The sequence below is a fragment of the Streptomyces sp. PL-25 genome (assembly GCF_058344915.1).
Window position 1 is genome coordinate 1,285,932 of sequence record NZ_CP136997.1, and the last position, 24,982, is coordinate 1,310,913.

Genomic DNA, 24,982 nt, shown 5'->3' on the forward strand with positions numbered 1-24,982 from the left:
TGTGACCGACATCGAACGCGTCGGAGTGGTGGGCTGCGGCCAGATGGGTGCGGGCATCGCCGAGGTGTGCGCACGGGCCGGCCTGGACGTGAAGGTCGCCGAGACCACCGGCGAGGCCCTGGAGATCGGCCGGACCCGGCTGTTCAACTCCCTGGCCAAGGCGGCCGAGCGCGGCAAGATCAGCGAGGAGGAGCGGGACGCCACCCAGGCGCGCCTCTCCTTCACCACCGACCTCGGCGAGTTCGCCGACCGCGATCTGGTGATCGAGGCCGTGGTGGAGAACGAGCAGGTCAAGACCGAGATCTTCCAGGTCCTCGACCAGGTGGTGACCCGCCCGGACGCGATCCTGGCGTCCAACACCTCATCGATCCCGCTGGTCAAGCTGGCGGTCGCCACCGCCCGCCCGGACCACGTCATCGGCATCCACTTCTTCAACCCGGCCCCCGTGCAGCAGCTGGTCGAGCTGATCCCGGCGCTCACCACCTCCGAGGGCACCCTGAGCCGGGCGCAGCTGTTCACCGAGAAGGTGCTCGGCAAGCACGCGATCCGCGCCCAGGACCGCTCCGGCTTCGTGGTCAACGCGCTGCTGATCCCCTACCTGCTCTCCGCGATCCGGATGTTCGAGTCGGGCATCGCCAGCCGCGAGGACATCGACAACGGCATGGAGCTGGGCTGCGCCCACCCGATGGGCCCGCTGAAGCTGTCCGACCTGATCGGCCTGGACACGGTCGCCTCCGTCGCGTACTCGATGTACGAGGAGTACAAGGAGCCCCTGTACGCCGCTCCCCCGCTGCTCCAGCGGATGGTGGACGCGGGCCGGCTCGGACGCAAGAGCGGGTCGGGGTTCTACACCTACGGCTGACGTACGTACCTCTGCGGCGGGGCGGCACGAGAGCCGCGGGGCCGAGTGCGGGCCCGGCGCCGGGATGGCGCCGGGCCCGTGGCGTTCAGCCGCCCGCGCGGTGGTGCAGCAGGAGCAGCGCGGCGGCCATGCCGGCGGCCGGGACCTCGCCGCGGGCGATCAGGTCGGGGACGAGTTTCAGCGGGACCCATTCGCGGCGCTCGGACTCGAAGGCGTCCACCGGCTCTCCGGTGTACTCGCCCTCGTCGGACCAGTAGATGTGGTGCCGGGCGTCGGTGAGGCCGTTGGACGGTTCGACGGTCATCAGGTGGTGCAGGCGGCCCGGCCGCCAGCCGGTCTCCTCCTCCAGTTCCCGGGCGGCGGCGCGGGCGATGTCCTCGCCGTCCTCGACGACGCCCGCCGCGAGTTCCCAGCCCCAGCTGTCGGTGATGAAGCGGTGGCGCCACAGGAGCAGGACCTCGCCCGCCTCGTTCACCACGGTGGCGGCGGCGACGGGCCGCAGCCGTATCAGGAAGTGGTCGAGGTGCCGGCCGTCCGGCAGCGCCACATCCGCGAGGTTGACGCTGAACCAGCGGTTTTCATACACCGTTTGTTCGTTCTCTTTCGTCCACTGCACGGTTCTGCCACCTTCCGTCGGGTCAGTGGCAATATCGCAGCCGGGCTCCTACGGCAGGCAGGCGCACGGCGAGCCGCGCGCGGAGCAGCGGCGGGCGCGGGGTCAGCGGGCCGTGACCCCGGTGGACAGGGGCACGCGCAGCGCCCCGTCGATGAGTTCGGCCGCCTCAGCGGTGCCCGCGCAGCCGCTGCGCAGCAGATGCTCGCGCACCGCCCGCAGCCGGTCCCGCAGCCGCTGGGACTCCATCCCGCGGGCCTGCTCGGTCATCAGCACCGCCGTCGCCACCGCCTTGTCCGCGTCCCCGCGGCGCAGTTCGACCGTGCTCAGCATGGCGAGCCGGTGCACCCGGCCCCGGTCGTGCGCCGGGTTGTGCACGGCCGCCGCCGCGTGCTCCTCGGCGGCGGCCAGCTCCCCGAGGCTGAGCAGCGCCTCCGCCACCTGCACATTGACCAGGCCGGGCTGGACATAGCCGGTCTCGTCGGGTTCGTGCCCGCGCCGGATGCGTTCGGCGGCCTGTTCGGCGCGGGCGATGCAGGACAGCGCGCCGCCGCCGTCCCCGAGGTGGGCGTACGCCTTGGCCTGCATCGCGTGGAGGTCGGAGGCGAGGGCAGGTGTGATGTGCCGGCCCGCCGTGCGCAGCGCCGCCTCGGCGAAGGCGACGGCCTGCCGGTACTCCGTCATGAACAGCGCCTGATTGACCAGCAGCGCTATCACGTACGCGCCCAGGCCCCGGTCCCCGCTGGCCTTGGCCAGGCGCAGCGCCTGGTGGAAGTAGCGCTGGGCCAGGCCGTGCGCGTCGGAGTCGTAGGCGCAGATGCCCGCGACGGCCACCAGACCGCCGGTGGCCCGGTGCAGCAGGCGGCCGGTGGCGTCGGTGTAGCCGCCGCGCAGCAGCGGGGCCGCCTCCGCGGTGAGGAAGCCCACGATCCGGCCGTGCGTCGCCACCCCGCCGGTCTTGCGGTACATCAGCTCGTAGTGCGCGCGGGCCGCGCGCAGCATCTCGATGTCGGCCGCGGTGACCCGGTGCCGGCCGCCCCGGGAGACGTCCCTGTCCTCGGGCGGGTTCTCCCACTCCCACACCGGCATCACCGCGGGGGTGCCGGTGACGGCGGGTGCGCCCAGGAGGTGCGGGCGCCGCCGCTCGTCACAGCGCCACAGGGCGGTGGCCCGCTCGACGAAGCCGGACAGGGAGGCGCCGGGCGCGGCGGACGGCTCGCCGGGCACGCCCAGGCCGATGTCGTCGAGGGTGACGGTGCGGTGCAGCCGGGCGGCCAGCACCTCGCAGATCAGGTCGGGCACCTGGCCCCGGGGACGCTGGCCCTTCAGCCAGCGCGCCACGGCGGTGTGTTCGTAGCGGAGCGCGAGACCGCGCGCCCGGCCGGCCTGGTTGACGTGCGCGGCGAGACCGGCGTGCGAGACGCCCGCCTCGTCGAGGATCGCGTCGAGCAGTGTGTTGGGCTGCATGTCGGCCCCCCGGGTGGCTCGGTGCGGACAGCGTAGTGCGCGGCGGTTCACACGGGGTGTGAACGGAGTGCGCGCATCCGCACGGTGCGCGCGCTGTCGCTCGGCGTGGGCGGCCGGTTGACTGAGATGCCTCGTCAAGAGGCCGGCCGGGCCGCCGCCTCCCCCTCGTACAGTGCGGCGGCCCGCCACACGCCGCCCGCCCCGCCGTCTGCCCGGCACTCCGAGGCGGGGCGGGCGGCGGCCGACGGCGTGGCGCTACGGCGGAGTCGTACCGCTTCCGTCGCCCCGGCCGTTGCGGATCACGAGGACGGCCGCGTCGTCCGCGGGGCGGGGACCGGTGTGACCGAGCAGCCGGGTGAAGACGGCCCGCAGCAGCACGGGCGCCGGGAGCGGGCCGAGGCGGGCGGTCTGCGCGAGCACCGCCCGCAGCGGGAAGAACCGGCCCCGGGCGTCCCGGGCGTCCGCCACACCGTCGGTGTGCAGGAGCAGGGTCTCGCCGGGCCGCAGCGGGCCGAGGTCCGCCGCGGGCAGCGCGGCCGGCAGCGGGAACAGGCCCAGCGGCGGCAGCGGTTCGGCCCGGGACACGGGCTCGGCCGCCGTCCCGCTCAGCCGGTACGGCCACGGGTGCCCGCAGTTGAGGGCGCGCAGGGAGCCGTCCTCGGCGATCTCCATCAGGAGGACGGTGACGAAGTCCTCGGCGGCCGGCCGGCGCGGATCGTCCCGGTCGCGCCGGTGGCGGGCCAGCGCCCGGTCCAGGCGGCGCAGCACCCCGTCGAGGTCGGGTTCGTCGTGGGCGGCCTCGCGGAAGCTGCCGAGCACGATGGCGGCGGTGCCGAGGGCGGCGAGGCCGTGGCCGCGGACGTCGCCCATGACCAGGCGTACGCCGTGCTCGGTGGCGCTCACCTCGTACAGGTCGCCGCCGACGGCCGCGCCCCGGTCCGCGGAGAGCTGGGCCGCCGCCACGTCGAGCCCGGCGATCCGGGGCGGCAGGGGGCGCAGCAGCGCGCTCTGCGCGGCACCCGCGACCGCGCGCGCCTGGCGCAGCTCGCGCAGCATGGTCCGCCGGGCGTGCAGGAAGAGGCCGGTGCAGGTGCCCACGGCCAGGAAGACGGCGCCGGAGCGCACCCCGCGCGGAGAGCCAGCCCTGATGCGGATCATGACCATGGCCCCCCAAGAGGCGCTGACAGCGCGGACCGGCCCCGAGGGGGCCGGTCCGATTCTGTCGATCTCGAAAGGGTGCAGGGCCGGATCACCGGCCCTGCCACCCGAACGAGTGAGCCGGGGGCCGGGGCCTAGCTCCGCAGCTCCGCACCGGTGCGCTCGGCGGCCAGGGCCACCGCAGCGTCGCGGGCGGCGGACGCCTCGTCCACCGTCAGGGTGCGGTCGGGGGCGCGGAAGCGCAGGGCGTACGCCAGCGACTTGCGTCCCTCGCCGAGCTGCTCGGCGTTCTCGTAGATGTCGAACAGCCGCAGGGACTCCAGGAGTTCACCCGCGCCCTCGCGCAGCGCGGCCTCGACCTCGGCGGCCGGGACCGGCTGGTCCACGACCAGGGCGACGTCCTGGGTGGCCACCGGGAACGTGGAGATCCGCGGCGCCTGCAACAGGCCCTCGCCGGCCCGCTGGAGCAGGTCCAGGTCGATCTCCATCGCGCAGGTGCGCTCCGGCAGGTGCATCGCCTTGACCACCCGCGGGTGCAGCTCGCCGGCGTGGCCGACGAGCGTCTCGGCGCCGTCCACCTCGGCGTACAGCGCGGCGCACCGGCCGGGGTGCCAGGGGGTGTGCTGGTCGGCGCGGACGCTGAGCTCCACCCCGGCCTCGCGGGCGACGGTGCGTGCCGCCTCGACGGCGTCCGCCCAGTCGGACGGACGGCCCTTGCCCCACCAGCCGGCCTGCTCGCGGGCTCCGGCGAGCACCACGGCGGCCCGGCGGGGCTGGCGCGGCAGCGCCGCGTCCAGGGCGGCGAGCTGCTCGTCGGTGGGCCTGCGGTCGGCGGGCAGCACGGCCGCCGCCGGCTCCTCGCCGGTGGGCCGGAAGACCAGGCCGGTCTCGAACAGCGCCAGGTCGTGGCCACCGCGCCCGTCGTTGCGGCGCAGCGCGCCGAGCAGCCCCGGCAGCAGCGTCGTGCGCAGGGCGGGCTCCTCGTCGGAGAGCGGGTTGACGAGGGTGACCCGGCGGCGGCGCGGGTCGTCGGCCTCCAGGCCGAGCTGGTCGAGGACGGCCTCGCCGATGAACGGGTAGTTCAGCGCCTCGACGTAACCGGCGCCGGCCAGCGCGCGGCCGACGCGGCGGTGCAGGCGCTGACGCCCGGTCAGGCCGCGGCCGGGCAGCGGGCGGGGCAGCGTGGAGGGCAGGTTCTCGTAGCCCTCCAGCCGGATGACCTCTTCGGCCAGGTCGTTCGGGTCGGTCAGGTCGGGGCGCCAGGACGGCACCGTGACGATCAGCTCGTCCTGCCCGCCCGTCGCCCGACCACCGCCCCCCAACGACGCGTTCCACGCGGCAGTATTTCCCACGACGTCGCAGCCGACCTGCTGGAGCCGCCGTACGACGGTCTCCCGGCCGTAGGTGACGCCCGCGACCTTGTCGGGGTGGTCGGCCGGGATCGTGATGGTGCGCGGCGCGGCCGGCGCGACGATCTCGGTGACGCCCGCCTCGGCGGTGCCGCCGGCGAGCAGGACCAGCAGGTCCACGGTGCGCTGGGCGGCGGCGGAGGCGGCCTGCGGGTCCACGCCGCGCTCGAAGCGGCGGGACGCCTCGGAGGACAGCTTGTGCCGGCGGGCGGTGCGCGCGACGGCGACCGGGTCGAAGTGCGCGGCCTCGACGACGACCTCGGTGGTGGTGCCCTCGGTGTCGTCGATCTCGGTGTTGGCGCCGCCCATGACGCCCGCGAGCCCGATCGGGCCGCGGTCGTCGGTGATGACCAGGTCCTCGGCGGACAGCGTGCGCGTGACGCCGTCGAGCGTGGTGAGCTGCTCGCCGCGCTCGGCCCGGCGCACGCCGATGGTGCCCTGGACGCGGGAGCGGTCGTAGGCGTGCAGCGGCTGGCCCAGCTCCAGCATCACGTAGTTGGTGATGTCCACGGCGAGCGAGATCGGGCGCATGCCGGCCTTCTGGAGGCGGCGGCGCAGCCAGATCGGGGAGCGCGCCTCGGGGTCGAGGCCGGTCACCGTGCGGGCGGTGAAGCGGTCGCAGCCGAACGGGTCGGCGATCTTCACCGGGTGCCCGAAGGCGTTCGGCGCCGGTACGTCCAGCAGGGCCGGGTCGAGCAGCGGGCGGCCGTAGGCGATGGCGGCCTCGCGGGCCACGCCGCGGATCGACAGGCAGTAGCCGCGGTCGGGGGTGACCGCGATGTCCAGCACCTCGTCGACGAGCTGGAGCAGCTCGATGGCGTCGGTGCCCACCTCGTGCTCGGGCGGCAGCACGATGATGCCGTGTGTGCCGTCGTCGCCCATGCCGAGTTCGTCGGCGGAGCAGATCATGCCGTGCGAGACCCTGCCGTAGGTCTTGCGGGCGCTGATCGAGAAGCCGCCGGGCAGGGTGGCCCCGGGCAGCACGACGACGACCTTGTCGCCGACGGCGAAGTTGCGGGCGCCGCAGACGATCTCCTGCGGCTCGCCGGTGCCGTTGGCCCGGCCGACGTCGACGGTGCAGAAGCGGATCGGCTTCTTGAAGCCCTCCAGCTCCTCGATGGTGAGCACCTGGCCGACGACGAGCGGCCCCTTGAGGTCGGCGCCGAGCTGCTCGACGGTCTCGACCTCCAGGCCGGCCGGAATGAGCTTGGCCTGGACGTCGCGCCCGGTCTCCGTCGCCGGCAGGTCGACGTACTCCCGCAGCCAAGAAAGCGGGACCCGCATCAGATCTCCATCCCGAACGGCCGGGTGAACCGGACGTCACCCTCGACCATGTCTCGCATGTCTTCGACGTTGTGGCGGAACATCAGCATCCGCTCGATGCCGAACCCGAAGGCGAATCCGCTGTACTTCTCGGGGTCCACACCACAGGCGGTGAGCACCCGGGGGTTGACCATGCCGCAGCCGCCCAGCTCGATCCAGCCCTCGGAGGAGCAGGTGCGGCAGGGGCGGTCGGGGTTGCCGACGGACTCGCCGCGGCAGACGTAGCACACCATGTCCATCTCGGCGGACGGCTCGGTGAACGGGAAGAAGTTCGGCCGCAGCCGGGTCTTCATGCCCTCGCCGAACAGCGACTGGACCATGTGATCCAGGGTGCCCTTGAGGTCGGCCATGGTCAGGCCCTCGTCCACGGCCAGCAGCTCGACCTGGTGGAAGACCGGGGTGTGGGTGGCGTCCAGCTCGTCGGTGCGGTACACCCGGCCGGGGCAGATCACATAGACCGGCAGCTCGCGCTCCAGCAGGGAGCGGGCCTGCACGGGCGAGGTGTGGGTGCGCAGGACGAGACCGGAGTCGGCGGCGCCGGAGCCCTCGTCGGCGCCGCGCACGAAGAACGTGTCGTGCTCGCTGCGCGCCGGGTGGTCCGGGCCGATGTTCAGGGCGTCGAAGTTGAACCACTCCGCCTCGACCTCGGGGCCCTCGGCGACCTCGTAGCCCATGGCGACGAAGATGTCCTCGATGCGCTCCGAGAGCGTAGTCAGCGGGTGGCGGGCGCCGGCCGGTACGCGGTCGTAGGGCAGCGTGACGTCGACGGCCTCCTCGACCAGGACGCGGGTGTCCCGCTCGGCCTCCAGCTCGCCCTGGCGGGCGGCGAGGGCCTTGTTCACCGCGCCGCGGGCCATGCCGACGCGCTTGCCCGCCTCCGCCTTGGCGTGCGGGGGCAGGGCGCCGATCTCCCGGTTGGCGAGCGCCAGCGGCGAGGCCGGGCCGGTGTGGGCGACCTTGGCCTCGTGGAGCGCGTCGAGCGAGTCCGCGGCGGCGAAGGCGGCGAGCGCCTCGTCCCGCATGCGCTCGATCTCTTCCGGTTTCAACGCCTCGACCTCGACAGGGTCGTACGACTTATTCGGTGCCGACATCTCTTCCCGTGCTTCCGATTGTCTTCCAGCTGCCGCTGGGAGGTGCCACCAGGCTGACGGTCCCCGTCACCGACCCATGGACGAATCGTCTCCGTTTCTGGGACGCAAAGGTGCCAAAGGCCGAGTCTAACGGGGCTGGGGAAAGCGAATGCGCCCGTGGGTCCCCGGCCGGTGCTCAGAGCAGGTGTGCCGGGGTGCCCACGGGCAGGGTAAATCGGAACCGCGCGCCGGCGCCCGGCGCGCGGCCGACCGTGATGGTGCCGCCGTGGGCCTCCACGATGCCCTTGACGATGTAGAGCCCGAGGCCGGTGCCGCCGCGCTTGCTGCCCCGCCAGAAGCGGGTGAAGACGCGGTTCATGGACTCCTCCGGGATGCCGGGCCCCTCGTCGCTCACCGTGACCGACGTGCCGGCGTCCTCTCCCTCTCGGGGGGACACCGCGGGCGTGACGTCAATGGTGACGGTTCCCTCGCCGTGGCGCACCGCGTTTTCGATGAGGTTGCTCAGCACCTGGTCGATCTTGTCGGGGTCGGCCCACAGGACGGGCAGCGGCTGTTCCAGGCGGACCAGGAACCGGTCGGCGGGCTGGCCCGCGGCCACGTACGCCTGGACGTGGCGGCCGACCGCCGCCCCTATGTCGACGAGCTGGCGGCGCACCTCCAGGCGGCCGGAGTCGATGCGGGAGATGTCGAGCAGTTCGGCGATGAGCCGGGTGACGCGGTCGGCGTCGGCGTCCACCGTCTCCAGCATCAGCCGCTTCTGGTCGTCGGTGAACCGCTCCCACTTGGCGAGCAGCGTCGCGGTGAAGCCCTTGACCGAGGTCAGCGGGGAGCGCAGTTCATGGGCGACGGTGGCGATCAGCTCGGCGTGGCTGCGCTCGGTGCGGCGGCGGGCCTCGGTGTCCCGCAGGCAGACGACGACGCGGCGGACCGGTCCGGTGCGCTCGCGGACGTACCGGGCGGAGACCAGGACCTCGCGGCCGCCGGGCAGCAGCAGATTGCGCTCGGGCTGGGCGACCCGGATGGCGAGGCCGCCGTAGGGGTCGGTGAGCTGCCACCAGCGGCGGCCCTCCAGGTCCTCCAGCGGCAGGGCCTTCTCCAGGTGCCGGCCGAGGGCCTGGTCGGCGGGGACGGCGGTGATGCGGGCGGCCGCGGCATTGAAACAGGTGACGCGGCCGGTTTCGTCGGCGATCACCAGGCCGTCGGGGAGCTCGTCGGGGTCGGGTCCCGTCCCCGCGGCGGCCGCGTCCGGTGGCACGGACGGCCGGGGTACGCCGTGTGTGCCCGGAATCGCCCCGCTCGTGCCGACACTCATCCCTTACCCCACCTTCCCGATGGTGCAGCGGGCCCCCGAGCTGGCCACCCTACTAGGACCTGTCCTAGCCGGAGGTGACGGAGCGGCATCCTCCGGGGGCGCGCTGTGCGCGGGCCGACGCGTAGAGGCACACGGCGGCGGCGGTGGCGAGGTTCAGGCTCTCCGCCCTGCCGTGGATGGGGACGCGCACGACGGCGTCGGCCAGTGCCCGGGTCTCCTCGGGCAGCCCCCACGCCTCGTTGCCGAAGACCCAGGCGGTGGGGCCGCCCATGGTGCCCTTGTCCAGCTCGTCGTCGAGGTCGTCGCCGCCCGCGCCGTCGGCGGCGAGGATGCGCACCCCGGTGCCCTTCAGCCCGGCGACCGCCGCTTCGACGGGGACGCCGACGGCGACCGGCAGATGGAACAGCGAGCCGACGGAGGCGCGTACGGCCTTCGGGTTGTACAGGTCGACGGAGGCGTCGGTGAGGACGACGGCGTCGGCCCCGGCGGCGTCGGCGCAGCGCAGCACGGTGCCGGCGTTGCCGGGGTCGCGTACGTGGGCGAGGACGGCGACGAGGCGGGGCCGGGCGGCGAGGATCTCCTCGAACGGGGTGTCCAGGAACCGGCAGATGCCGACGAGGCCCTGCGGGGTGACGGTGGTGGAGATGTCGGCGATGACGTCGTCGGCGGCCAGGTGCACCCGGGCACCGGCGGCGCGGACCTCGCCCACGATGTCGGGGTAGCGCTCGGCGGCCTCGACCGTGGCGAACAGCTCCACGAGCGTGGCGTCGCCGGCCGGTGTCCGGTGCGCGGCGGCCTCCCGTACGGCCTGCGGTCCCTCGGCGAGGAACAGCCGGTCCTTGCCCCGGAAGTTCCGCTTGGCGAGCCGCCGGGCGGCGCCGACGCGGGCGGAGCGGGGGGAGATCAGCTCGGGAGTGGCGGGCGGCATCCTCTTGCTTTCGGAAGAATTGCTCTCGGAAGGATTGCTCTCAGAAGGATCGCTCTCGGAGGACGTCTCGTGGCGGGTATGCCGCGCGCGGGCCCCCAACAGCAGGACCCGCAAGCCGTGAAGCCTGCGGGTCCTTCGGTCACCGGCTCAGGTCCGGTGCGGCGTCACGCGGCCTTCGGCGCGTTGACGTCGCTGGGCAGAGCCTTCTGCGCGACCTCGACGAGCGCGGCGAACGCGTTCGCGTCGTTCACGGCCAGCTCGGCGAGGATCTTGCGGTCGACCTCGACGTTGGCGGCCTTCAGACCCTGGATGAAGCGGTTGTACGTGATGCCGTTGGCGCGGGCAGCGGCGTTGATGCGCTGGATCCACAGCTGGCGGAAGTCACCCTTGCGCTTCTTGCGGTCGTTGTAGTTGTAGACCAGCGAGTGGGTGACCTGCTCCTTGGCCTTGCGGTACAGGCGCGAGCGCTGACCGCGGTAGCCGGAGGCCTGCTCGAGGATCGCCCGGCGCTTCTTGTGGGCGTTGACTGCCCGCTTGACGCGTGCCACTTGTTTGACTCCTTGTAGCGGGGCCGTGGGGGTCTTCACACGGCCCGGAAACGATTGGGTCCCGGTCCTGACGTGCGGTGCGCCGGATCAGCCGATCGGGCGCCGCGACGTCACTTGCCGAGAAGCTTCTTGATCTTCTTGGCGTCGCCCGGGGCCATCTCGGCGTTGCCGGTGAGGCGACGCGTCAGACGGGACGACTTGTGCTCGAGCAGGTGGCGCTTGCCGGCGCGCTCACGGAGCACCTTGCCGGAGCCGGTGACCTTGAAGCGCTTGCTGGCACCGCTGTGCGACTTGTTCTTCGGCATAGCGCCGTTCTCTCCTCGTCGGTGGCGCTCCGGTGCCCGGTCGCGAGAACCGGGCACGGTGGAGCGTCGCTCTTGTTTCGGTTACAACCTGGGACGCGGGGTCCCCGGAGGTCACGCCTCGGCGTGCTCCTCGGCGGGCTCCTCGGCAGGCGTCTCGGTGTCCGCGGCGTTCTGCGACTTGCCGGGGTTGGCCTTCGCGTCTGCCTTGCGGGCTTCCTGCGCCTGGCGGGCCTCGGCCATCGCCTCGGTCTTCTTCTTGTGCGGACCGAGAACCATGATCATGTTGCGGCCGTCCTGCTTCGGGTTCGACTCGACGAAACCGAGGTCCTGGACGTCCTCCGCGAGGCGCTGCAGCAGCCGGTAGCCCAGCTCGGGCCGGGACTGCTCGCGACCACGGAACATGATCGTGATCTTGACCTTGTCGCCCTGCTTGAGGAACCGGACGACGTGACCCTTCTTGGTGTCATAGTCGTGCGGGTCGATCTTCGGCCGGAGCTTCATCTCCTTGATGACCGTGTGCGCCTGGTTCTTGCGCGCCTCACGGGCCTTCATGGCCGACTCGTACTTGAACTTCCCGTAGTCCATGAGCTTGCACACGGGCGGACGGGCGTTCGCCGCGACCTCGACCAGGTCCAGGTCGTACTCCTGCGCAAGCTCCAGTGCCTTGGCCAGCGGGACGATGCCCACCTGCTCGCCACTGGGACCGACAAGTCGCACCTCGGGAACGCGAATCCGGTCGTTGATGCGGGGCTCGGCGCTGATGGATCCTCCTCGGTAGCACCACGCGGCGGTCTGGCGGACAGCCGCGTACGTCTGTGTTCGTAAGACCTAACCGCGCCGCAGCAACAAAAATGCCCCGGACGATCACAGGCGGGGCTCCTCGAACTACCGGAGCGACCGCCGCGATGGCCGCGGGGCGCGCATTCGGACGGATCGCCGCCGCTGGGACGGGGCCGTCTGACCGGTGACCCGCCGCCCGGGGGGCGGTCGGGTGGGAGTTCGAAGCCTCCACTTGTGGGCCGGGCCCGCTCGCCGTGGGGCATGCGTGTCCAGCCGGTCGCCCACCAGATTAGCAGGCCGACCGGACCAGGGCTAATCGGGGCGCGGCGGGCGGGACCGCCTATCGTGTGGGGCATGAGTGAGACCCCTCCTGAGACCCCCGATTTCGACGCCATGACCCGAGACATCGCGGAGGTCCCCGCGGTCGAGGTGATCGTGACGGTCGCCGTCAACCTGATGAGCGCCGCCGCGGTGAAGCTCGGCCTGACGGACGAGGGCGACAAGTACAAGGACCTGGACGAGGCCCGCAAGCTGGTGACGGCGCTCGCCGGACTGCTGGACGCGAGCGCGACCGAGATCAGCTCCTTCCACGCGGCGCCGCTGCGGGACGGCCTGAAGTCGTTGCAGCTGGCGTTCCGCGAGGCGTCGGTCGTGCCGGACGAGCCGGGCCAGGGTCCGGGCGAGAAGTACACGGGCCCGGTCTACGGCTGACCCGCGCGTCGCGGCCGCGAGAGGCGTGCGAGGACCGCCCCTCAGGTACGCCTACGAGGACTTCCCCGCGGGTACCGGAGACTACCCCCGCACGTACAAGGGCTCGCCCGGCGGCGTCGCCCCGGCCGGCAGCAGTGCCAGGTCGAGGCCGCGCACCAGGCGGGCCCTCAGCGCCTCGCTGGCGGCCAGGCGGCCGGCGACCGCGCGGGCGGTGTCGGCCGGGGCCTGCGTGGCGGCCGGGTCGAGGACGAGCGCGAGGGTGCCGTCCGCCTGCCCCGGCCCCAGGCGGGCGCTCAGCACCGCCGGTTCGGCGGCCACCGCGTCGCGTACGGCCGCCAGGACCGCCGGGTCGGCGAGCGGGTCGGCCGTCGTCCGGCCTTCGGCGAGCGCGCGCAGCGCGGCCCCGGTCAGCTCGAACGCCACCGGCCCGGCCAGGTCCAGCACGACCGTGTCGGCCTTCTCGTGCGCGGCGGCCTGAAGCGCCTGGTGCAGCGGTACGGCGACCGGGCGGGCCGCCGGATCCCAGCGGGCCAGCGAGGCGGTGGAGGTGAAGGCGGGCAGCGCGGTGCGGTGCCCCGCCTTCAGGGTCGGTACGGCCATGTCGCTGGTCTTCTCGCGGCGCAGCCCGTTCTCGTCCTCCTCGACCTCGCCGAGGACGGCCACGACGGGCACCAGCAGCCGGGCGCCCTTGAGGGCGCGCAGCACGCCGTCCACGGCGGTGCGGTCCTGCGCCCAGGCGGCGAGCGCCGCGCTCAGCGCGGGGTCGGCCGAGCCGTCGTCGTCGGAGAAACCGGGGTCCGGGATGTTCTTGTTCGCCACGGCTCCGAGCCTATCCGGGGCCGCGTATCGTCGGCGGCGGGGTCGAGCGGGAGGGCGGAGATGGGGGCCGTGCGGGAGCCGGTGGTGGACCGCGGTGCGCTGCTGGGGGCGGCGATGCGGTCCGTGGCGGTGGCCGGCGGCGCCGCCGTCTCGGTGGCGGTCCGCGACCCGGCCTCCGGGGAGTGCGCCCGGTACGGGGACGGGACGTTCGAGACGGCGAGCATCGTCAAGGTCGGCATCCTGGCGGCCGTGCTGCTGCGGGCGCAGGACGCGGGACGGCCGCCGACCGCGCGGGAGCGGACGGACGCGGCCGCCATGGTCGAGCACAGCGACAACGACGCGGCCTCGGCGCTGTGGCGGGGCATCGGCGGGGCCGCCGGGCTGGACGCGGCGCACCGCCGGTTCGGGCTGACGGGGACCACGGGCGGCGAGGGCCCGCTGTGGGGGCTGACCCGGACCACCGCCGCCGACCAGGTCACCCTGCTCCGGCAGGTCTTCGGGACGGCCGGGTCACCGCTGGACGCCGCTTCGCGCGCGTACGTCCGGACGCTGATGGGGCGGATCGCCGAGGGCCAGGACTGGGGGGTGTCCGCCGCGGCCGACGGCTCCGACTGGGCCCTGAAGAACGGCTGGCTGCCGCGCGGCACCACCCGCCTGTGGGTCGTCAACAGCATCGGCCGGGTGACGGCGGGCGGCGCCGACCGGCTGGTGGCGGTGCTGTCGCACGGCAACGCGACGAAGGAGGAGGGCGTCCTGCTGGTGGAGGAGTCGGCGCGGGCGGCGGTGTCGGTGTTCGCCCCGGGCGCTCCCCCTGCCCCTTCGCCTTTCCCTCCGCCTTCCCCTTCGCCTTTCTCGGCCACCGCGCCGTCCGTCGCCGGCTGACCGTGTCAGGGGGCTCGCCCGGAGGGCCACGGCTGGAAGCCCGGGGCGCCTACGGCTGGAAGCCGACGGCGGTGTCGGCGGTGGTGTCGGCGGTGTCGCGGGCGCGCCGGCCGCGCCACAGGAGGACCGCCGCGACCAGCAGGACGCCGCCCGTACCGCCGGCGAGGAGGCCCGCCCAGTCGGTCCCGTCGTCCGAGCCCGCCGGGTCGGGGCCGGGGCCGAAGTACCGTCCGCCGTAGGCCGCCGTGCGCAGCTCCGCGGGCTTCAGCCGGCCGGCGGCCTCGACGGCGGCGACGGGATCGATCATGCCGAAGCCGCGGGAGTCGTCGCGTCCGCCGACCGGGGCGTCCCGGGCCGTGTCCTCCAGGACCTTCTTGATCTGCGCCGGGGCCAGGCCCGGATGCGCCGCCTCGATGAGGGCGACGACGCCCGAGACGAAGGCGGAGGCCGCGCTCGTGCCCCAGCCCTTGTAGTACTTGTGGTCCGGATCGGCGATGACGATGTCGACGCCGGGCGCGCTGACGGTGGCGTACCAGCGGCGGGTGGAGAAGGCGGCCCGGGTGCCGTAGCGGTCCACGGCGGTCACCGCGATCACGCCCGGGTAGGCGGCCGGGTAGGAGACGTGGTCGCCCTTGTCGCCGGCGTTGCCCGCCGAGGCGACGACGACGGTGCCCTTCTTCAGCGCGTACTGGACGGCCTCGTCCTCGGCGGGCTCGGGGTGGGCGGAGTCCGAGTCGTCGCCCAGGGAGAGGTTGATGACGTCGGCGCCGTGGTCGGCGGCCCAGCGGATGCCGTCGGCGAGCGCGTTGCCCCGGGTGGTGCGCGCCTGGGCGCGTGCCTTGTCGTCGTCCTCCAGGATCACCCGGACGGGGAGGATCTCGGCCTCGGGCGCGATCCCCATGACGCCGTCGGAGCCGCCGGGGCCGTGTCCGTGCCCGGCGATGATGCCGGCCATGGCGGTGCCGTGCCGGGCCCAGGTGCCGTCACCGCGCCGCGCGCCGAACCCGATCAGGTCCTTGACCGGCAGGACGTTGCCCGCGAGGTCGGGGTGGTCGGCCTCGACACCGGTGTCCAGGACGGCGACGGTGACGCCCTTGCCCCGGGTGTGGTGCCACAGGTCCTGGGTGTGCAGGGCGTCCAGGGCCCACTGCTGGGCGCGGATGCCGTCCGCGTGCGCGGCGGTGGCCGGGACGAGCGCGAGCGCGGCGGCCAGGAACAGGCTCAGGGCACCGCTGCGGCGCCGGACGGCGGGTCTCATGAGGGCTTCTCCGTGGCCTGGCCCGCGGTGGTGCGGAAGCCGCGTTCGATGCGGTCGGCCAGGCCCTTCGCCTCGTGGCCGAGTCCCGCCTGGGCGGCGGGCGTGGCGGCGCCCGCCTTCATCGCGTCGGCGGCGGGCTGCGGGACGTCGGCCGCGCGGCCGTCGGCCCAGCCGGAGACGGCGTACACCACCACGGGGGCCTCCGTCAGCACGGACACCGTCCAGGACGCGCGCTGCCGGTCGCCGAAGGCGGCGGCGACGGTGCCCGGCGCGGCGTAGGGGCGGGGCAGCAGGTCGGTGCGGCGGTCGAGGCCCTCGTCGCGGAAGCGGACGGCCAGGGAACGCATGGCCGGGGCGTCGGCCTTGGTGAAGAGCAGGCCGACCGTGGTGACGAAGCTCTGGGTGGCGTCGGTGTAGGTGGCGCGCAGCAGGCGGGTGCAGCCGACCGGGGAGAGGGCCTTGCGCAGCAGCGGGTCGAAGGCGTCGGCGCAGCCGCTGTCGGGGGCGACGGCGATCCGGGTCCAGGTGCGGTCGGCGCCGCCGGGTCCGGCGCCCCGGCCGTCCACGGTGGGCGGGAAGAGCCGGTCGACCGGAATGCTGTGCCACAGGGTGCCCGCCGCGGCGAAGGTACCGGCGGCGCCGCCGTCGCCCGAGTCGCCGGTGAGCCAACTGCCGGTCACGGCGCCGCCGATGAGTCCGAGTCCGAGGACCACGCACGCGGCGGCCAGCGCGGCCCGGGGCCGGATCCGCACACCGAGGGCGCGCCCGCGCCCGCGCGCGTCGTAGCCCTCCGGCTCGCCGAGCAGGACGTAGGGGCGGGCCGGGCCGGGGTACGCGCCGGGGGCGGTGGGGGCGGCGGGTGCCGTACGTGTCCCGGGTGCCGTACGCGTCCCGGGTGCCGCGGGTGTGCCGTACGCGCCGGGCGTGGTCCACGGCAGCGCGGGGCCGGGCGCGGCGGGGGGCTCGCCGGTGCCGGTGCCGGTTCTGGGGGAACCGTCGTGGGCCGGTCGTGGGCCGGGGCGGCCGGGGTGCCGGGCGGGCGGGACGGGCGGGCGCGGCGGCCGGGCCGCAGGAGCGGGCGGTACGCCGTGGCCGGGCGTCGTCGGCCCGGCTTCCGCGGCCGGGACGCGCGGGACGGACGGCGCGGGCGGGACGGACGGGTCGGGCGCGGTACGGGGGGAGGCGGCGCCCGCGCCGGGGAGGGGCCCGGCGGCCGGGAGCGGTCCCTGATCCGGGCCGGTGCCGGAGCCGGAGGGCCCGCCGGCCGCGCGCCGCGTCCCGTACACGGGACCGGGTCCCGCGCCCGGCGCGGACCTGTCGGCCGACTGCGCCGCGCCGCGGCCCGGCCCCGGCACCGCGCGCCGGGGCGCGGACGGGGACGCGGCGGTCGCGGACGGAGGCACGGCGGGCGCGGGCCCGGCCGGGCGGACCGGGCGGTGCGGGGCGTGGGGCGCTCGCGGGTGGCGGTCCTCGCCGCCGACGGCGGTCCCGGTGCCCTCCGCGGGCCGTGGGGCGTGCGGGGAAGCGGACCGCGTCCCCGTCCCGCCCCCGGCGAAGGCGCCGGGAGACGTACCGGGGGCGCCGTCGCGCGCCGCGTCCGCGCGTCCGACGCGGGGCGGCGCGTCGGGGAAGCGGGCCGAGGCGGGCGGCGGAGGCGGGCTGTCCGGGACGGCCCCGCCCACGCCCCCGGCCGCGCTCTGGGCCGGACGCGCGCCCGGGGCCGGATGCACGGTCTGCGCCGGCCGCACCGGCTGCGGGCCCGAGGGCGCCGTGGCGTCGCTCCGGGGGGCGCGGGGTTCGTCGGCCGGGTGCGCCGGAGTGCGGGGCGGGTGCGCGGGGCGCGGAGGTATCGGAGCGTGGCGTGCTTCCGTGCTCATGCACCCCCCGTTTCACTGTGCCGAGCCGTGCTCTCGTGCCCGGCCGCCGTCCTCGTCGCCCCGCCCGGCGCCGACTGGTCGTCACCGGACACGCATACCCGTACGGACGAGGAGCCATCCCGGCTCGCCTCGGTGGCCGGGATCGTGCCGCCCCCGCGCCGCACGTGCGCGTCACTCTACGGGCTGGGCGCGCGACGGCGGGAACCGGACCGCGGGCCCGGGGGATCTGCCCGTAACGTCCCCCTACCCTGCGGTAATCCTGTCTGGCAGGCTGCGTGCATGACCGCACGCGCCGCCGACCGGGCCCGTTACGACCGGGCCACCGCCCATCTCGACGCCCCCGTCGCGATCGTCGACCTGGACGCCTTCGACGCCAACGCCGACGATCTGCTGCGCCGGGCCGGCGGCAAACCGGTCCGGGTGGCCAGCAAGTCCGTGCGCTGCCGCGCGCTGCTCGAACGGGCCCTGGCCAAGGACGGCTTCGCGGGCATCATGTCGTTCACGCTCGCCGAGTCGCTGTGGCTGGCCCGGTCCGGGTTCGAGGACGTCCTGCTCGCCTACCCGTCCGCCGACCGCGCCGGCTTCGCCGAACTGGCCTCCGATCCCAAGCCGGCCGCCGCCGTCACGGTGATGGTCGACGACCCGGCCCAGCTCGACCTGATCGACGCCTGCCGCGAGGGCGGCGGCGAGACCGTACGGGTGTGCCTGGAACTGGACACGTCGCTGCGGATGTTCGGCGGCCGGTTCCGCGTCGGCGCGCTCCGCTCCCCGCTGCACTCCCCCGCCCAGATCGCCGAGATGGCCCGCGCGGTGGCCCGGCGGCCGGGGTTCCGGCTGGTCGGGCTCATGGCGTACGAGGGGCATGTCGCGGGCGTGGGCGACGCGGTGGCGGGGCGGCCGCTGCGGTCGCGGGCGATCCGGCTGATGCAGTCGGCGGCGCGCCGCGAACTGGCCGAGCGGCGGGCCGCCGTGGTGCGGGCGGTCCGCGCGGTGGCGCCGGACCTGGAGTTCGTCAACGGCGGCGGCACGGGCAGTGTGCAGCACACCGCGGCGGAGGCGGCGGTGACCGAGATCGCCGCGGGTTCGGGGCTGTACGTGCCGCGCCTGTTCGACAACTACACGTCCTTCCGGGGCCGTCCGGCGGCGCTGTTCGCCCAGCCGGTGGTGCGGCGCCCGGGGGTCGGGGTGGTCACGGTGCTGGGCGGCGGCTACCCCGCGTCGGGGGCGGCGGGAGCGGACCGGCTGCCGGTGCCGTATCTGCCCGAGGGCCTGCGCTACGACCCGCAGGAGGGCCCCGGTGAGGTGCAGACCCCGCTGCTCGGCCCGCCCGCCGACGACCTGCTCATCGGCGACAAGGTGTGGTTCCGGCACGCCAAGGCCGGTGAGCTGTGCGAGCGGTTCGACGCGCTGCATCTCGTCGAGGGCGACCGGGTGACGGCGACCGTGCCGACGTACCGCGGCGAGGGCCACACCTTCCTCTGAGGCCCGGTCCTCTGAGGCCCGGTCGGGTCTCCGGGGCCCGTCCGGCCTCCGAGGTCCGGCCGGGCTCAGCCGGACGACGGGCCGATGCTGCTGCCCACACCGCCGTCCGCGCCGGTGGCGCCGATCGGCCGGATGCCCTTGGTGATCCGGTCGATGTCGGCCAGGGGCGGCCCGTCCGGGCCCGCGTCGAGGACGAAGCGGACGATGACGGGAGCGCCGACGCCCGTGCTGGAGGAGAAGGCCAGCGACTCCACGTAGCCGCCGGGCCCCTTGGCGGTGCGGACCCGGCGGCGCACGAAGTAGCCCGCCCGGCCCGCGACGGCCACCTGCCCGGCGGCGACGTCCTGGTGCGCGGTGATGCCGTCGTACGGCGTGTCGCCCGCCGCGTTCCGCCCGTAGGCGGCGTCGGCCGCGTCGGCGATGTCGTTCCGGGCCAGGGTCTCGGGCCGGGCGCCGTCGGACGAGGCGGGGGTCAGGGTGCTGACCAGGCCGTGCCGGCACAGCCCGCGTCCCGCCGGGCAGTCGTAGACGCCGTGGGTGGTCATGACGACGTCGTCCTGGGAGACGTTCTGCGGCGCCTCCCAGCCGGCCGGGAGCGGCAGGGTGATGCCGTTGAGCTGGTCGACCACCACGGACGCGTCGGACGGACCGGCCCGGCCGGACGGACCGGACGAGTCCGGCGGGGCGGCCGGGGCGGTGGCGGTGTCCGTCGCGGCCGGGCCGCCGGGGGCGGTGCTCGTCGCGCCGTCGCCGCGGTCACCGCCGTCGTGGAGCAGGACCGCACCGGTGACGATCGCGGCGGCCAGGACGGACCCGGCGGCGGCGAGCGCCACCGCCCTGGCGCGTGCCGGGCGCCGGGCGGCCGGGACGACCAGCGGGAGCGGCACGGTCTCCGGTGAGCGCCGGTGCTCGCTCCAGGCGGTCCCGTCCCACCAGCGTTCCAGGTGCGGGACCGACGGGTCGCGGTACCAGCCGGGCGGGGGCGTCATGCTCACCTGGGCACTGTAGGGCGGATCGCCCCGCCGTCACAGGTGGCCGGTGGCCGTGCCCTGCCGGGGCGCGGCCGTGCGTCCGCCGCTCGCGTACGTCAGCCGCTCGCGCGGCTCCGTCGCTCGCGTGTGTCAGCCGCTCGCGGCCCCGTCCCCGGAGCCAGGCTCCCGCGTCCTCGGCCGGGCGGCGAGTTCCCGTATCAGACGCCCCGTCATGAGGCGGCCCTCGGCCACCCGCCGCCTGGGGTGTCCGTAGGCCAGCACGCCCGTCCCGGCGATGCCGATCCGCACCCGGAGCGCCTGCGCGGCGCCGGTGACCAGCTGCGGCTTCCCCACCCAGGCGATCTCCTCCAGCGGGAAGGAGTGCAGCAGCTCGCCGGGCCCGGCGACGACGGCGCCCGTGACGGAGAAGACCAGCAGCCGCCGGGTGGTGAGCGCGACGACCACTCGTCCGGGGATCCGGACCGGCACCGTGGGAGGCGCGGTCGGGCCGCGCCGCGTGAACGCGGCCACCTCCGCCGCGCCGCCCGCACCGCCCGGACCCGCACCGGCGCCGGTCGCCGTGGTGCGTACACCGTCGGTCCGGAAGACCGGTGCCCCGAAGAGCACCCGCTCGCCGGGCGCCGCCTGCTGGGCGAGCCGCTGTTCGACCTTCTGCGTCATCGTCCGTGCCACGAGACCCCCTCGGTTCGGCGGACGTGCTGAGCCGGGCCGACGCCCGGGTCGCTTCCCCCGGAGAGCGTCTAGAGCGGGGTGACGTACGCCCCCGAGATGCCGCCGTCCACCAGGAAGTCGGTGGCGTTGACGAAGGAGGAGTCGTCGCTGGCGAGGAAGGCGACGGCGGCGGCGATCTCCTCGGCCTCGGCGAACCGGCCGAGCGGAATGTGCACGAGGCGGCGCGCCGCGCGCTCCGGGTCCTTGGCGAACAGCTCCCGCAACAGGGGGGTGTTGACCGGTCCGGGGCACAGCGCGTTCACCCGGATGCCTTCGCGGGCGAACTGCACGCCCAGTTCCCGGGACATGGCCAGCACGCCGCCCTTGGAGGCGGTGTAGGAGATCTGCGAGGTGGCCGCGCCCATCCGGGCCACGAAGGAGGCGGTGTTGATGATGGAGCCCCGGCCCTGGCGCCGCATGTACGGCAGGGCCGCCTTGCAGCACAGGTAGACGGAGGTGAGGTTGACGTCCTGGACGCGCTGCCACGCCTCCAGGCCGGTCTCCAGGATGGAGTCGTCGTCGGGCGGGGAGATGCCGGCGTTGTTGAAGGCGACGTCGACGCTGCCGTAGGTGTCGTACGCCGCCCGGAACAGCGCCTCGACCTGACCGGGGTCGGTGACGTCGGCCTGGACGAACAGTCCGCCGACGGCCTCGGCCGCCGCCTTGCCGCCCCGCTCGTCGATGTCGCCGCAGACGACGTGCGCGCCCTCGGCGGCGAGCCGGCGCGCGGCGGCGAGGCCGATGCCGCTGCCCGCACCGGTGACGACGGCGGTACGGCCGACCAGCCGCCGGCAGACGGCCGCGGGAGCTGTCTCTTCCTCTTCGCTTTCGCTCACTGTGCGGGCCCCTCCGTGCTGAGGAAGACGTTCTTGGTCTCGGTGAAGGCGGTCAGGGCGTCGGGGCCGAGTTCGCGGCCGAGGCCGGACTGCTTGGCCCCGCCGAACGGCGTCCAGTAGCGCACGCTGGCATGCGAGTTGACGGACAGGTTCCCGGCCCGGACGCCCTGGGCGACGCGCAGGGCGCGGCCCACGTCCCGGGTCCACACGGAGCCGGACAGACCGTAGGGGGTGTCGTTCGCGAGGCGGATCGCGTCCTGCTCGTCGGTGAAGGACAGCAGGACGGCGACCGGGCCGAAGATCTCCTCGCGGGCGGCGGCGGAGTCCGGCCGCTCCCCGGTGAGCACGGTCGGCGGGAACCAGAAGCCGGGTCCGCCGGGCGCGGTGCCGCGCAGCGCCGGTGCTCCGGGCGGCGCGTAGGCCCGTACGCGGTCCCGCTGCGCGCGGGAGATCAGCGGGCCCATCCCGGTCTTCTCGTCGGCCGGGTCGCCCACCACGACGGCGGCCAGGGCCTCGGCGAGCAGTGCGTGCACCTCGTCGTAGGCGGACTCCTGGACGAGGACGCGGGTGCGGGCGCAGCAGTCCTGTCCGGCGTTGTCCAGGAAGGAGGACGGGTCGGCGGCGGCCCTCAGGTCGGCGTCGGCGAAGACGATGCTGGGGCTCTTGCCGCCCAGTTCGAGGGTGACGGGCTTGACGTGCCGGGCGCAGCGCTCCATGATCTCGCGGCCGGTGCGGGTGGAGCCGGTGAAGACGATCTTCGCCACGCCGGGGTGGTCGACCAGCGCGCGGCCCGCGACGCGGCCGTGTCCGGGCAGTACCTGGAACAGGTGCTCGGGCAGGCCCGCCTCCAGGGCGAGTTCCGCCAGGCGCAGGGCGGTGAGCGGGGTGGTCTCGGCGGGTTTGAGCAGGACCGCGTTGCCCGCGGCCAGGGCCGGGAAGGAGCCCCAGGCGGCGATCGGCATGGGGAAGTTCCAGGGGGCGATCACACCGACGACGCCGAGCGGTTCGAGGAAGGTGACGTCCCAGCCGCCGGGCACCGGGATCTGCCGGCCGAGCAGCCGTTCGGCGCCGCCGGCCGCGTACAGCAGCAGGTCGCGGACGTTGCCGGCCTCCCAGCGGGCGTCGCCGACGAGATGCCCGGCCTCGCGGACCTCCAGCTGGGCCAGTTCCTCGGCGTGGGCGTCGACGACGTCGGCGAAGCGGCGCAGCAGCCGGGCCCGGTCGGCGGGGGCGGCGCCCGCCCAGGAGCGCTGGGCGGCGCTCGCGCGGACGACGGCGCGGTCCACGTCGGTGGCGTCGGCGGCGGGGACGACGGCGACCGTCTCCTCGGTGGCCGGGTCGAGGACCAGGAGTTCGGGTGCGTGCTCGGGCTGGAACTCGTTCGGCAAGGCGGGGCCTCTCACATGCGTTCGAAGGAGCGGCGCAGCTCCCAGTCGGTGACCGCGGCGTCGAAGGCGTCGAGTTCGACGCGCGCCATGTTGCGGTAGTGCGCGACGACCTCGTCGCCGAAGGCGGCCTTCGCGATCGGGCTGTTCTCCCACAGCTCGGCGGCCTCGCGCAGGGTCGTGGGGACGTGTGCGTAGTCCGCGGTGTAGGCGTTGCCGGGACACGGCTCGGGCAGCGGCAGCCGCTGTTCGACGCCGTGCAGGCCCGCGGCGACGAGTCCGGCGACGGCCAGGTGCGGGTTGACGTCGCCGCCGGGCAGCCGGTTCTCGAAGCGCAGCGAGGGGCCGTGGCCGACGACGCGCAGCGCGCAGGTGCGGTTGTCGTGGCCCCAGGCGACGGCGGTGGGGGCGAAGGAGCCGGGCTGGAACCGCTTGTAGGAGTTGATGCCGGGGGCGTAGAGCAGGGAGAAGTCGCGCAGCGCGGCGAGCTGTCCGGCGAGGAAGTGCCGCATGACCTCGGACATCTCCCCCGGTTCCGGGCCGGCCATGACGCCGGTGCCGTCGGTGTCGGTGAGGGAGAGGTGGATGTGGCAGGAGTTGCCCTCACGTTCGTCGTACTTGGCCATGAAGGTGAGCGAGACGCCCTCCTGGGCGGCGATCTCCTTGGCGCCGGTCTTGTAGACGGCGTGCTGGTCGCAGGTGACCAGGGCCTCGTCGTAGCGGAAGGTGATCTCGTGCTGGCCCAGGTTGCACTCGCCCTTGGCGGACTCGACGGTGAGACCGGCGCCCGCCATGTCGTTGCGCAGGCGGCGCAGCAGCGGTTCGACGCGGCCGGTGCCGAGGATCGAGTAGTCGACGTTGTACCGGTTGGCCGGGGTGAGGCCGCGGTAGCCGCCGTCCCACGCCTGTTCGTAGGTGTCCTGGAAGACGATGAACTCCAGCTCGGTGCCGGCCTGGGCCCGCCAGCCGTGCTCGGCGAGCCGGTCGAGCTGGCGGCGCAGGATCTGCCGGGGGGCGACGCTCACCGGGGATCCGTCGTGCCAGGCGAGGTCGGCCACGGCCAGGGCGGTGCCCGGGTTCCAGGGGAGGCGGCGCAGGGTGGCGAGGTCGGGGTGCATCGCGAAGTCGCCGTAGCCGCGGTCCCAGGAGGACAGGGCGTAGCCGTCGACGGTGTTCATCTCGGCGTCGACGGCGAGGAGGTAGGTGCAGCCCTCGGTGCCGTGCCGCAGGACCTCGTCGAGGAAGAAACGGGCGGCGAAGCGCTTGCCCTGGAGCCGTCCCTGCATGTCGGGGAAGGCCAGGACGACGGTGTCGATGTCGCCGCCCGCGACGAGCGTCCGCAGTTCCTCGACGGTGAGCGGGGGTGTGCGGTCTGCCACGGGCGGGCCTCCTCGGGCTTCGCCGGCCGTTCGGCCGACGCCGTGCGCCATAAGGTATGACCCTGGACCATTGGCTGGGAAGGGGGCGCGGCCGGATGGCTGGGGACACGGGTTCGACCGGGGCGGGCGGGGACCGGCTCGCGGCGCTGCTGCGGCCGGTGCGCGCGGGCAACGGCTTCGAGGAGGCGCTGGAGCAGATTCTGCTGGTGGTGCGGCTGGGGCTGGTGCCGGCGGGTGAGCGGCTGCCGGCCGAGCGCGAGCTGGCCGCCCGGCTGGGGATCAGCCGGGTGACGCTGCGCGAGGTGCTGAAGGTGCTCCATGAGCAGGGGCTCGTGGAAGCACGGCGGGGGCGCTACGGCGGTACGTTCGTGCGCCCGCGCGCGGACGCGGGCACGGACGGCGGGGACGAGCTGCGGCGGCGGGTGGCCGCGGTCGACCTGGAGGACGTCCTGCGCTTCCGCGAGGTGCTGGAGGCCGGGGCGGCCGGGCTGTGCGCGGCGCACGGGCTGACGGGCGACCAGGAGCGGCGGCTGCGGGCGGCGCTGGAGCACACCCGGGACGTGCCGCCCGCGGAGTACCGGCGCCGGGACACGCTGCTGCACCTGACGCTGGCCGAGCTGTGCGGCTCCCCGACGCTGGCCGCGCAGTACGCGGCGGTCCGGGCCACGGTGAACGACCTGCTGGACTGCATCCCGCTGCTGGTGCGCAACCTGGAGCACTCGCAGCGCCAGCACGCCGCGCTGGTGGCGGCGGTGCTGGCCGGGGACGCGGACGGCGCACGGGAGCGGGCGCGCGAGCACTGCGCGGGGACGGCGGCGCTGCTGCGGGGCTTCCTGGCGTGAACCGGGCGAGCC

The 24,982-nt window shown here is 74.8% G+C and carries 23 protein-coding genes; 5 read left to right on the forward strand and 18 right to left on the reverse strand.

Features of this window, described 5'->3' with window-relative positions; translation table 11 throughout:
- The first annotated feature begins 1 nt into the window (after position 1).
- Positions 2 to 862, forward strand: coding sequence for a 3-hydroxybutyryl-CoA dehydrogenase (locus R4Z62_RS05690; protein ID WP_018570297.1), 861 nt, complete (start codon positions 2 to 4; stop codon positions 860 to 862).
- A gap of 85 nt (positions 863 to 947) precedes the next feature.
- Here the strand turns inward: R4Z62_RS05690 and R4Z62_RS05695 are convergent, their stop codons facing one another.
- The 10 genes from R4Z62_RS05695 to infC form a co-directional block, all read right to left on the reverse strand.
- Positions 948 to 1,478, reverse strand: coding sequence for an NUDIX hydrolase (locus tag R4Z62_RS05695; protein ID WP_079158846.1), 531 nt, complete (start codon positions 1,476 to 1,478; stop codon positions 948 to 950).
- A 102-nt stretch (positions 1,479 to 1,580) separates the two neighbouring features.
- The gene (locus R4Z62_RS05700; protein WP_491519259.1) at positions 1,581 to 2,942 is read right to left on the reverse strand and encodes an NsdA family TPR-like regulatory protein; all 1,362 of its coding nucleotides are present in this window, start codon (positions 2,940 to 2,942) and stop codon (positions 1,581 to 1,583) included.
- A gap of 255 nt (positions 2,943 to 3,197) precedes the next feature.
- Entirely contained in the window at positions 3,198 to 4,100 is a 903-nt protein-coding gene (locus R4Z62_RS05705) for a PP2C family protein-serine/threonine phosphatase (protein WP_237305308.1), read from the reverse strand.
- A 134-nt stretch (positions 4,101 to 4,234) separates the two neighbouring features.
- The gene (gene pheT, locus R4Z62_RS05710) at positions 4,235 to 6,793 is read right to left on the reverse strand and encodes a phenylalanine--tRNA ligase subunit beta (RefSeq protein WP_491519260.1); all 2,559 of its coding nucleotides are present in this window, start codon (positions 6,791 to 6,793) and stop codon (positions 4,235 to 4,237) included.
- The gene (gene pheS, locus R4Z62_RS05715) at positions 6,793 to 7,923 is read right to left on the reverse strand and encodes a phenylalanine--tRNA ligase subunit alpha (RefSeq protein WP_381737028.1); all 1,131 of its coding nucleotides are present in this window, start codon (positions 7,921 to 7,923) and stop codon (positions 6,793 to 6,795) included. The genes pheT and pheS overlap by 1 nt, the downstream gene beginning before the upstream one ends.
- 175 nt (positions 7,924 to 8,098) lie before the next feature.
- Positions 8,099 to 9,235, reverse strand: coding sequence for a sensor histidine kinase (locus tag R4Z62_RS05720; protein ID WP_355478597.1), 1,137 nt, complete (start codon positions 9,233 to 9,235; stop codon positions 8,099 to 8,101).
- Between the two features lie 64 nt (positions 9,236 to 9,299).
- Positions 9,300 to 10,163 carry a TrmH family RNA methyltransferase gene (locus R4Z62_RS05725; RefSeq protein ID WP_064531807.1) on the reverse strand — a complete coding sequence of 288 codons (864 nt, stop codon included), beginning with the start codon at positions 10,161 to 10,163 and terminating at the stop codon, positions 9,300 to 9,302.
- 164 nt (positions 10,164 to 10,327) lie between these two features.
- On the reverse strand, positions 10,328 to 10,711 hold the full coding sequence (gene rplT / locus R4Z62_RS05730; protein WP_006141703.1) for a 50S ribosomal protein L20: 384 nt from the start codon (positions 10,709 to 10,711) through the stop codon (positions 10,328 to 10,330).
- 110 nt (positions 10,712 to 10,821) lie between these two features.
- Positions 10,822 to 11,016 (reverse strand): 50S ribosomal protein L35, encoded by a 195-nt coding sequence (rpmI, locus tag R4Z62_RS05735; protein WP_007829094.1) that lies wholly within the window; start codon positions 11,014 to 11,016, stop codon positions 10,822 to 10,824.
- Positions 11,017 to 11,127: 111 nt separating this feature from the next.
- Entirely contained in the window at positions 11,128 to 11,778 is a 651-nt protein-coding gene (gene infC, locus R4Z62_RS05740) for a translation initiation factor IF-3 (protein ID WP_079158847.1), read from the reverse strand.
- A gap of 372 nt (positions 11,779 to 12,150) precedes the next feature.
- Here infC and R4Z62_RS05745 point away from each other — a divergent pair, with 372 nt between their 5' ends.
- Positions 12,151 to 12,507: a DUF1844 domain-containing protein gene (locus R4Z62_RS05745; RefSeq protein ID WP_064531811.1), complete on the forward strand. Its 357-nt coding sequence runs from the start codon at positions 12,151 to 12,153 to the stop codon at positions 12,505 to 12,507.
- An 81-nt stretch (positions 12,508 to 12,588) separates the two neighbouring features.
- Here the strand turns inward: R4Z62_RS05745 and R4Z62_RS05750 are convergent, their stop codons facing one another.
- Positions 12,589 to 13,326 carry an SseB family protein gene (locus R4Z62_RS05750; RefSeq protein ID WP_064531814.1) on the reverse strand — a complete coding sequence of 246 codons (738 nt, stop codon included), beginning with the start codon at positions 13,324 to 13,326 and terminating at the stop codon, positions 12,589 to 12,591.
- Positions 13,327 to 13,386: 60 nt separating this feature from the next.
- Between R4Z62_RS05750 and R4Z62_RS05755 the strand changes: the two genes are divergently transcribed.
- Positions 13,387 to 14,208: a serine hydrolase gene (locus tag R4Z62_RS05755; RefSeq protein WP_491519261.1), complete on the forward strand. Its 822-nt coding sequence runs from the start codon at positions 13,387 to 13,389 to the stop codon at positions 14,206 to 14,208.
- A gap of 49 nt (positions 14,209 to 14,257) precedes the next feature.
- On the opposite strand, the gene mycP is transcribed toward R4Z62_RS05755, so the two are convergent.
- Together mycP and R4Z62_RS05765 are read right to left on the reverse strand one after the other, a co-directional pair.
- A complete protein-coding gene (gene mycP, locus R4Z62_RS05760; RefSeq protein ID WP_491519262.1) occupies positions 14,258 to 15,466 on the reverse strand; it encodes a type VII secretion-associated serine protease mycosin in 1,209 nt (402 codons plus the stop codon).
- Positions 15,463 to 16,752 carry a hypothetical protein gene (locus R4Z62_RS05765; protein ID WP_491519263.1) on the reverse strand — a complete coding sequence of 430 codons (1,290 nt, stop codon included), beginning with the start codon at positions 16,750 to 16,752 and terminating at the stop codon, positions 15,463 to 15,465. The genes mycP and R4Z62_RS05765 overlap by 4 nt, the downstream gene beginning before the upstream one ends.
- 870 nt (positions 16,753 to 17,622) lie before the next feature.
- Here R4Z62_RS05765 and R4Z62_RS05770 point away from each other — a divergent pair.
- Positions 17,623 to 18,825 (forward strand): amino acid deaminase/aldolase, encoded by a 1,203-nt coding sequence (locus R4Z62_RS05770; protein WP_382846507.1) that lies wholly within the window; start codon positions 17,623 to 17,625, stop codon positions 18,823 to 18,825.
- 65 nt (positions 18,826 to 18,890) lie between these two features.
- On the opposite strand, the gene R4Z62_RS05775 is transcribed toward R4Z62_RS05770, so the two are convergent.
- The 5 genes from R4Z62_RS05775 to R4Z62_RS05795 all read right to left on the reverse strand — a co-directional run bounded on the left by R4Z62_RS05775 (position 18,891) and on the right by R4Z62_RS05795 (position 24,128).
- A complete protein-coding gene (locus R4Z62_RS05775) occupies positions 18,891 to 19,814 on the reverse strand; it encodes a DUF2510 domain-containing protein (RefSeq protein ID WP_491521845.1) in 924 nt (307 codons plus the stop codon).
- Positions 19,815 to 19,946: 132 nt separating this feature from the next.
- Complete coding sequence (locus tag R4Z62_RS05780; protein WP_491519264.1) at positions 19,947 to 20,489, reverse strand: hypothetical protein; 543 nt, start codon at positions 20,487 to 20,489, stop codon at positions 19,947 to 19,949.
- A gap of 68 nt (positions 20,490 to 20,557) precedes the next feature.
- Positions 20,558 to 21,364 (reverse strand): 3-oxoacyl-ACP reductase, encoded by an 807-nt coding sequence (locus R4Z62_RS05785; RefSeq protein WP_491519265.1) that lies wholly within the window; start codon positions 21,362 to 21,364, stop codon positions 20,558 to 20,560.
- Positions 21,361 to 22,752 carry an aldehyde dehydrogenase family protein gene (locus tag R4Z62_RS05790; RefSeq protein ID WP_491519266.1) on the reverse strand — a complete coding sequence of 464 codons (1,392 nt, stop codon included), beginning with the start codon at positions 22,750 to 22,752 and terminating at the stop codon, positions 21,361 to 21,363. The genes R4Z62_RS05785 and R4Z62_RS05790 overlap by 4 nt, the downstream gene beginning before the upstream one ends.
- A gap of 11 nt (positions 22,753 to 22,763) precedes the next feature.
- Positions 22,764 to 24,128, reverse strand: coding sequence for a glutamine synthetase family protein (locus R4Z62_RS05795; protein ID WP_355478584.1), 1,365 nt, complete (start codon positions 24,126 to 24,128; stop codon positions 22,764 to 22,766).
- 95 nt (positions 24,129 to 24,223) lie between these two features.
- Here R4Z62_RS05795 and R4Z62_RS05800 point away from each other — a divergent pair, with 95 nt between their 5' ends.
- Positions 24,224 to 24,970 (forward strand): FadR/GntR family transcriptional regulator, encoded by a 747-nt coding sequence (locus tag R4Z62_RS05800; RefSeq protein WP_382846513.1) that lies wholly within the window; start codon positions 24,224 to 24,226, stop codon positions 24,968 to 24,970.
- Positions 24,971 to 24,982: the final 12 nt, after the last annotated feature.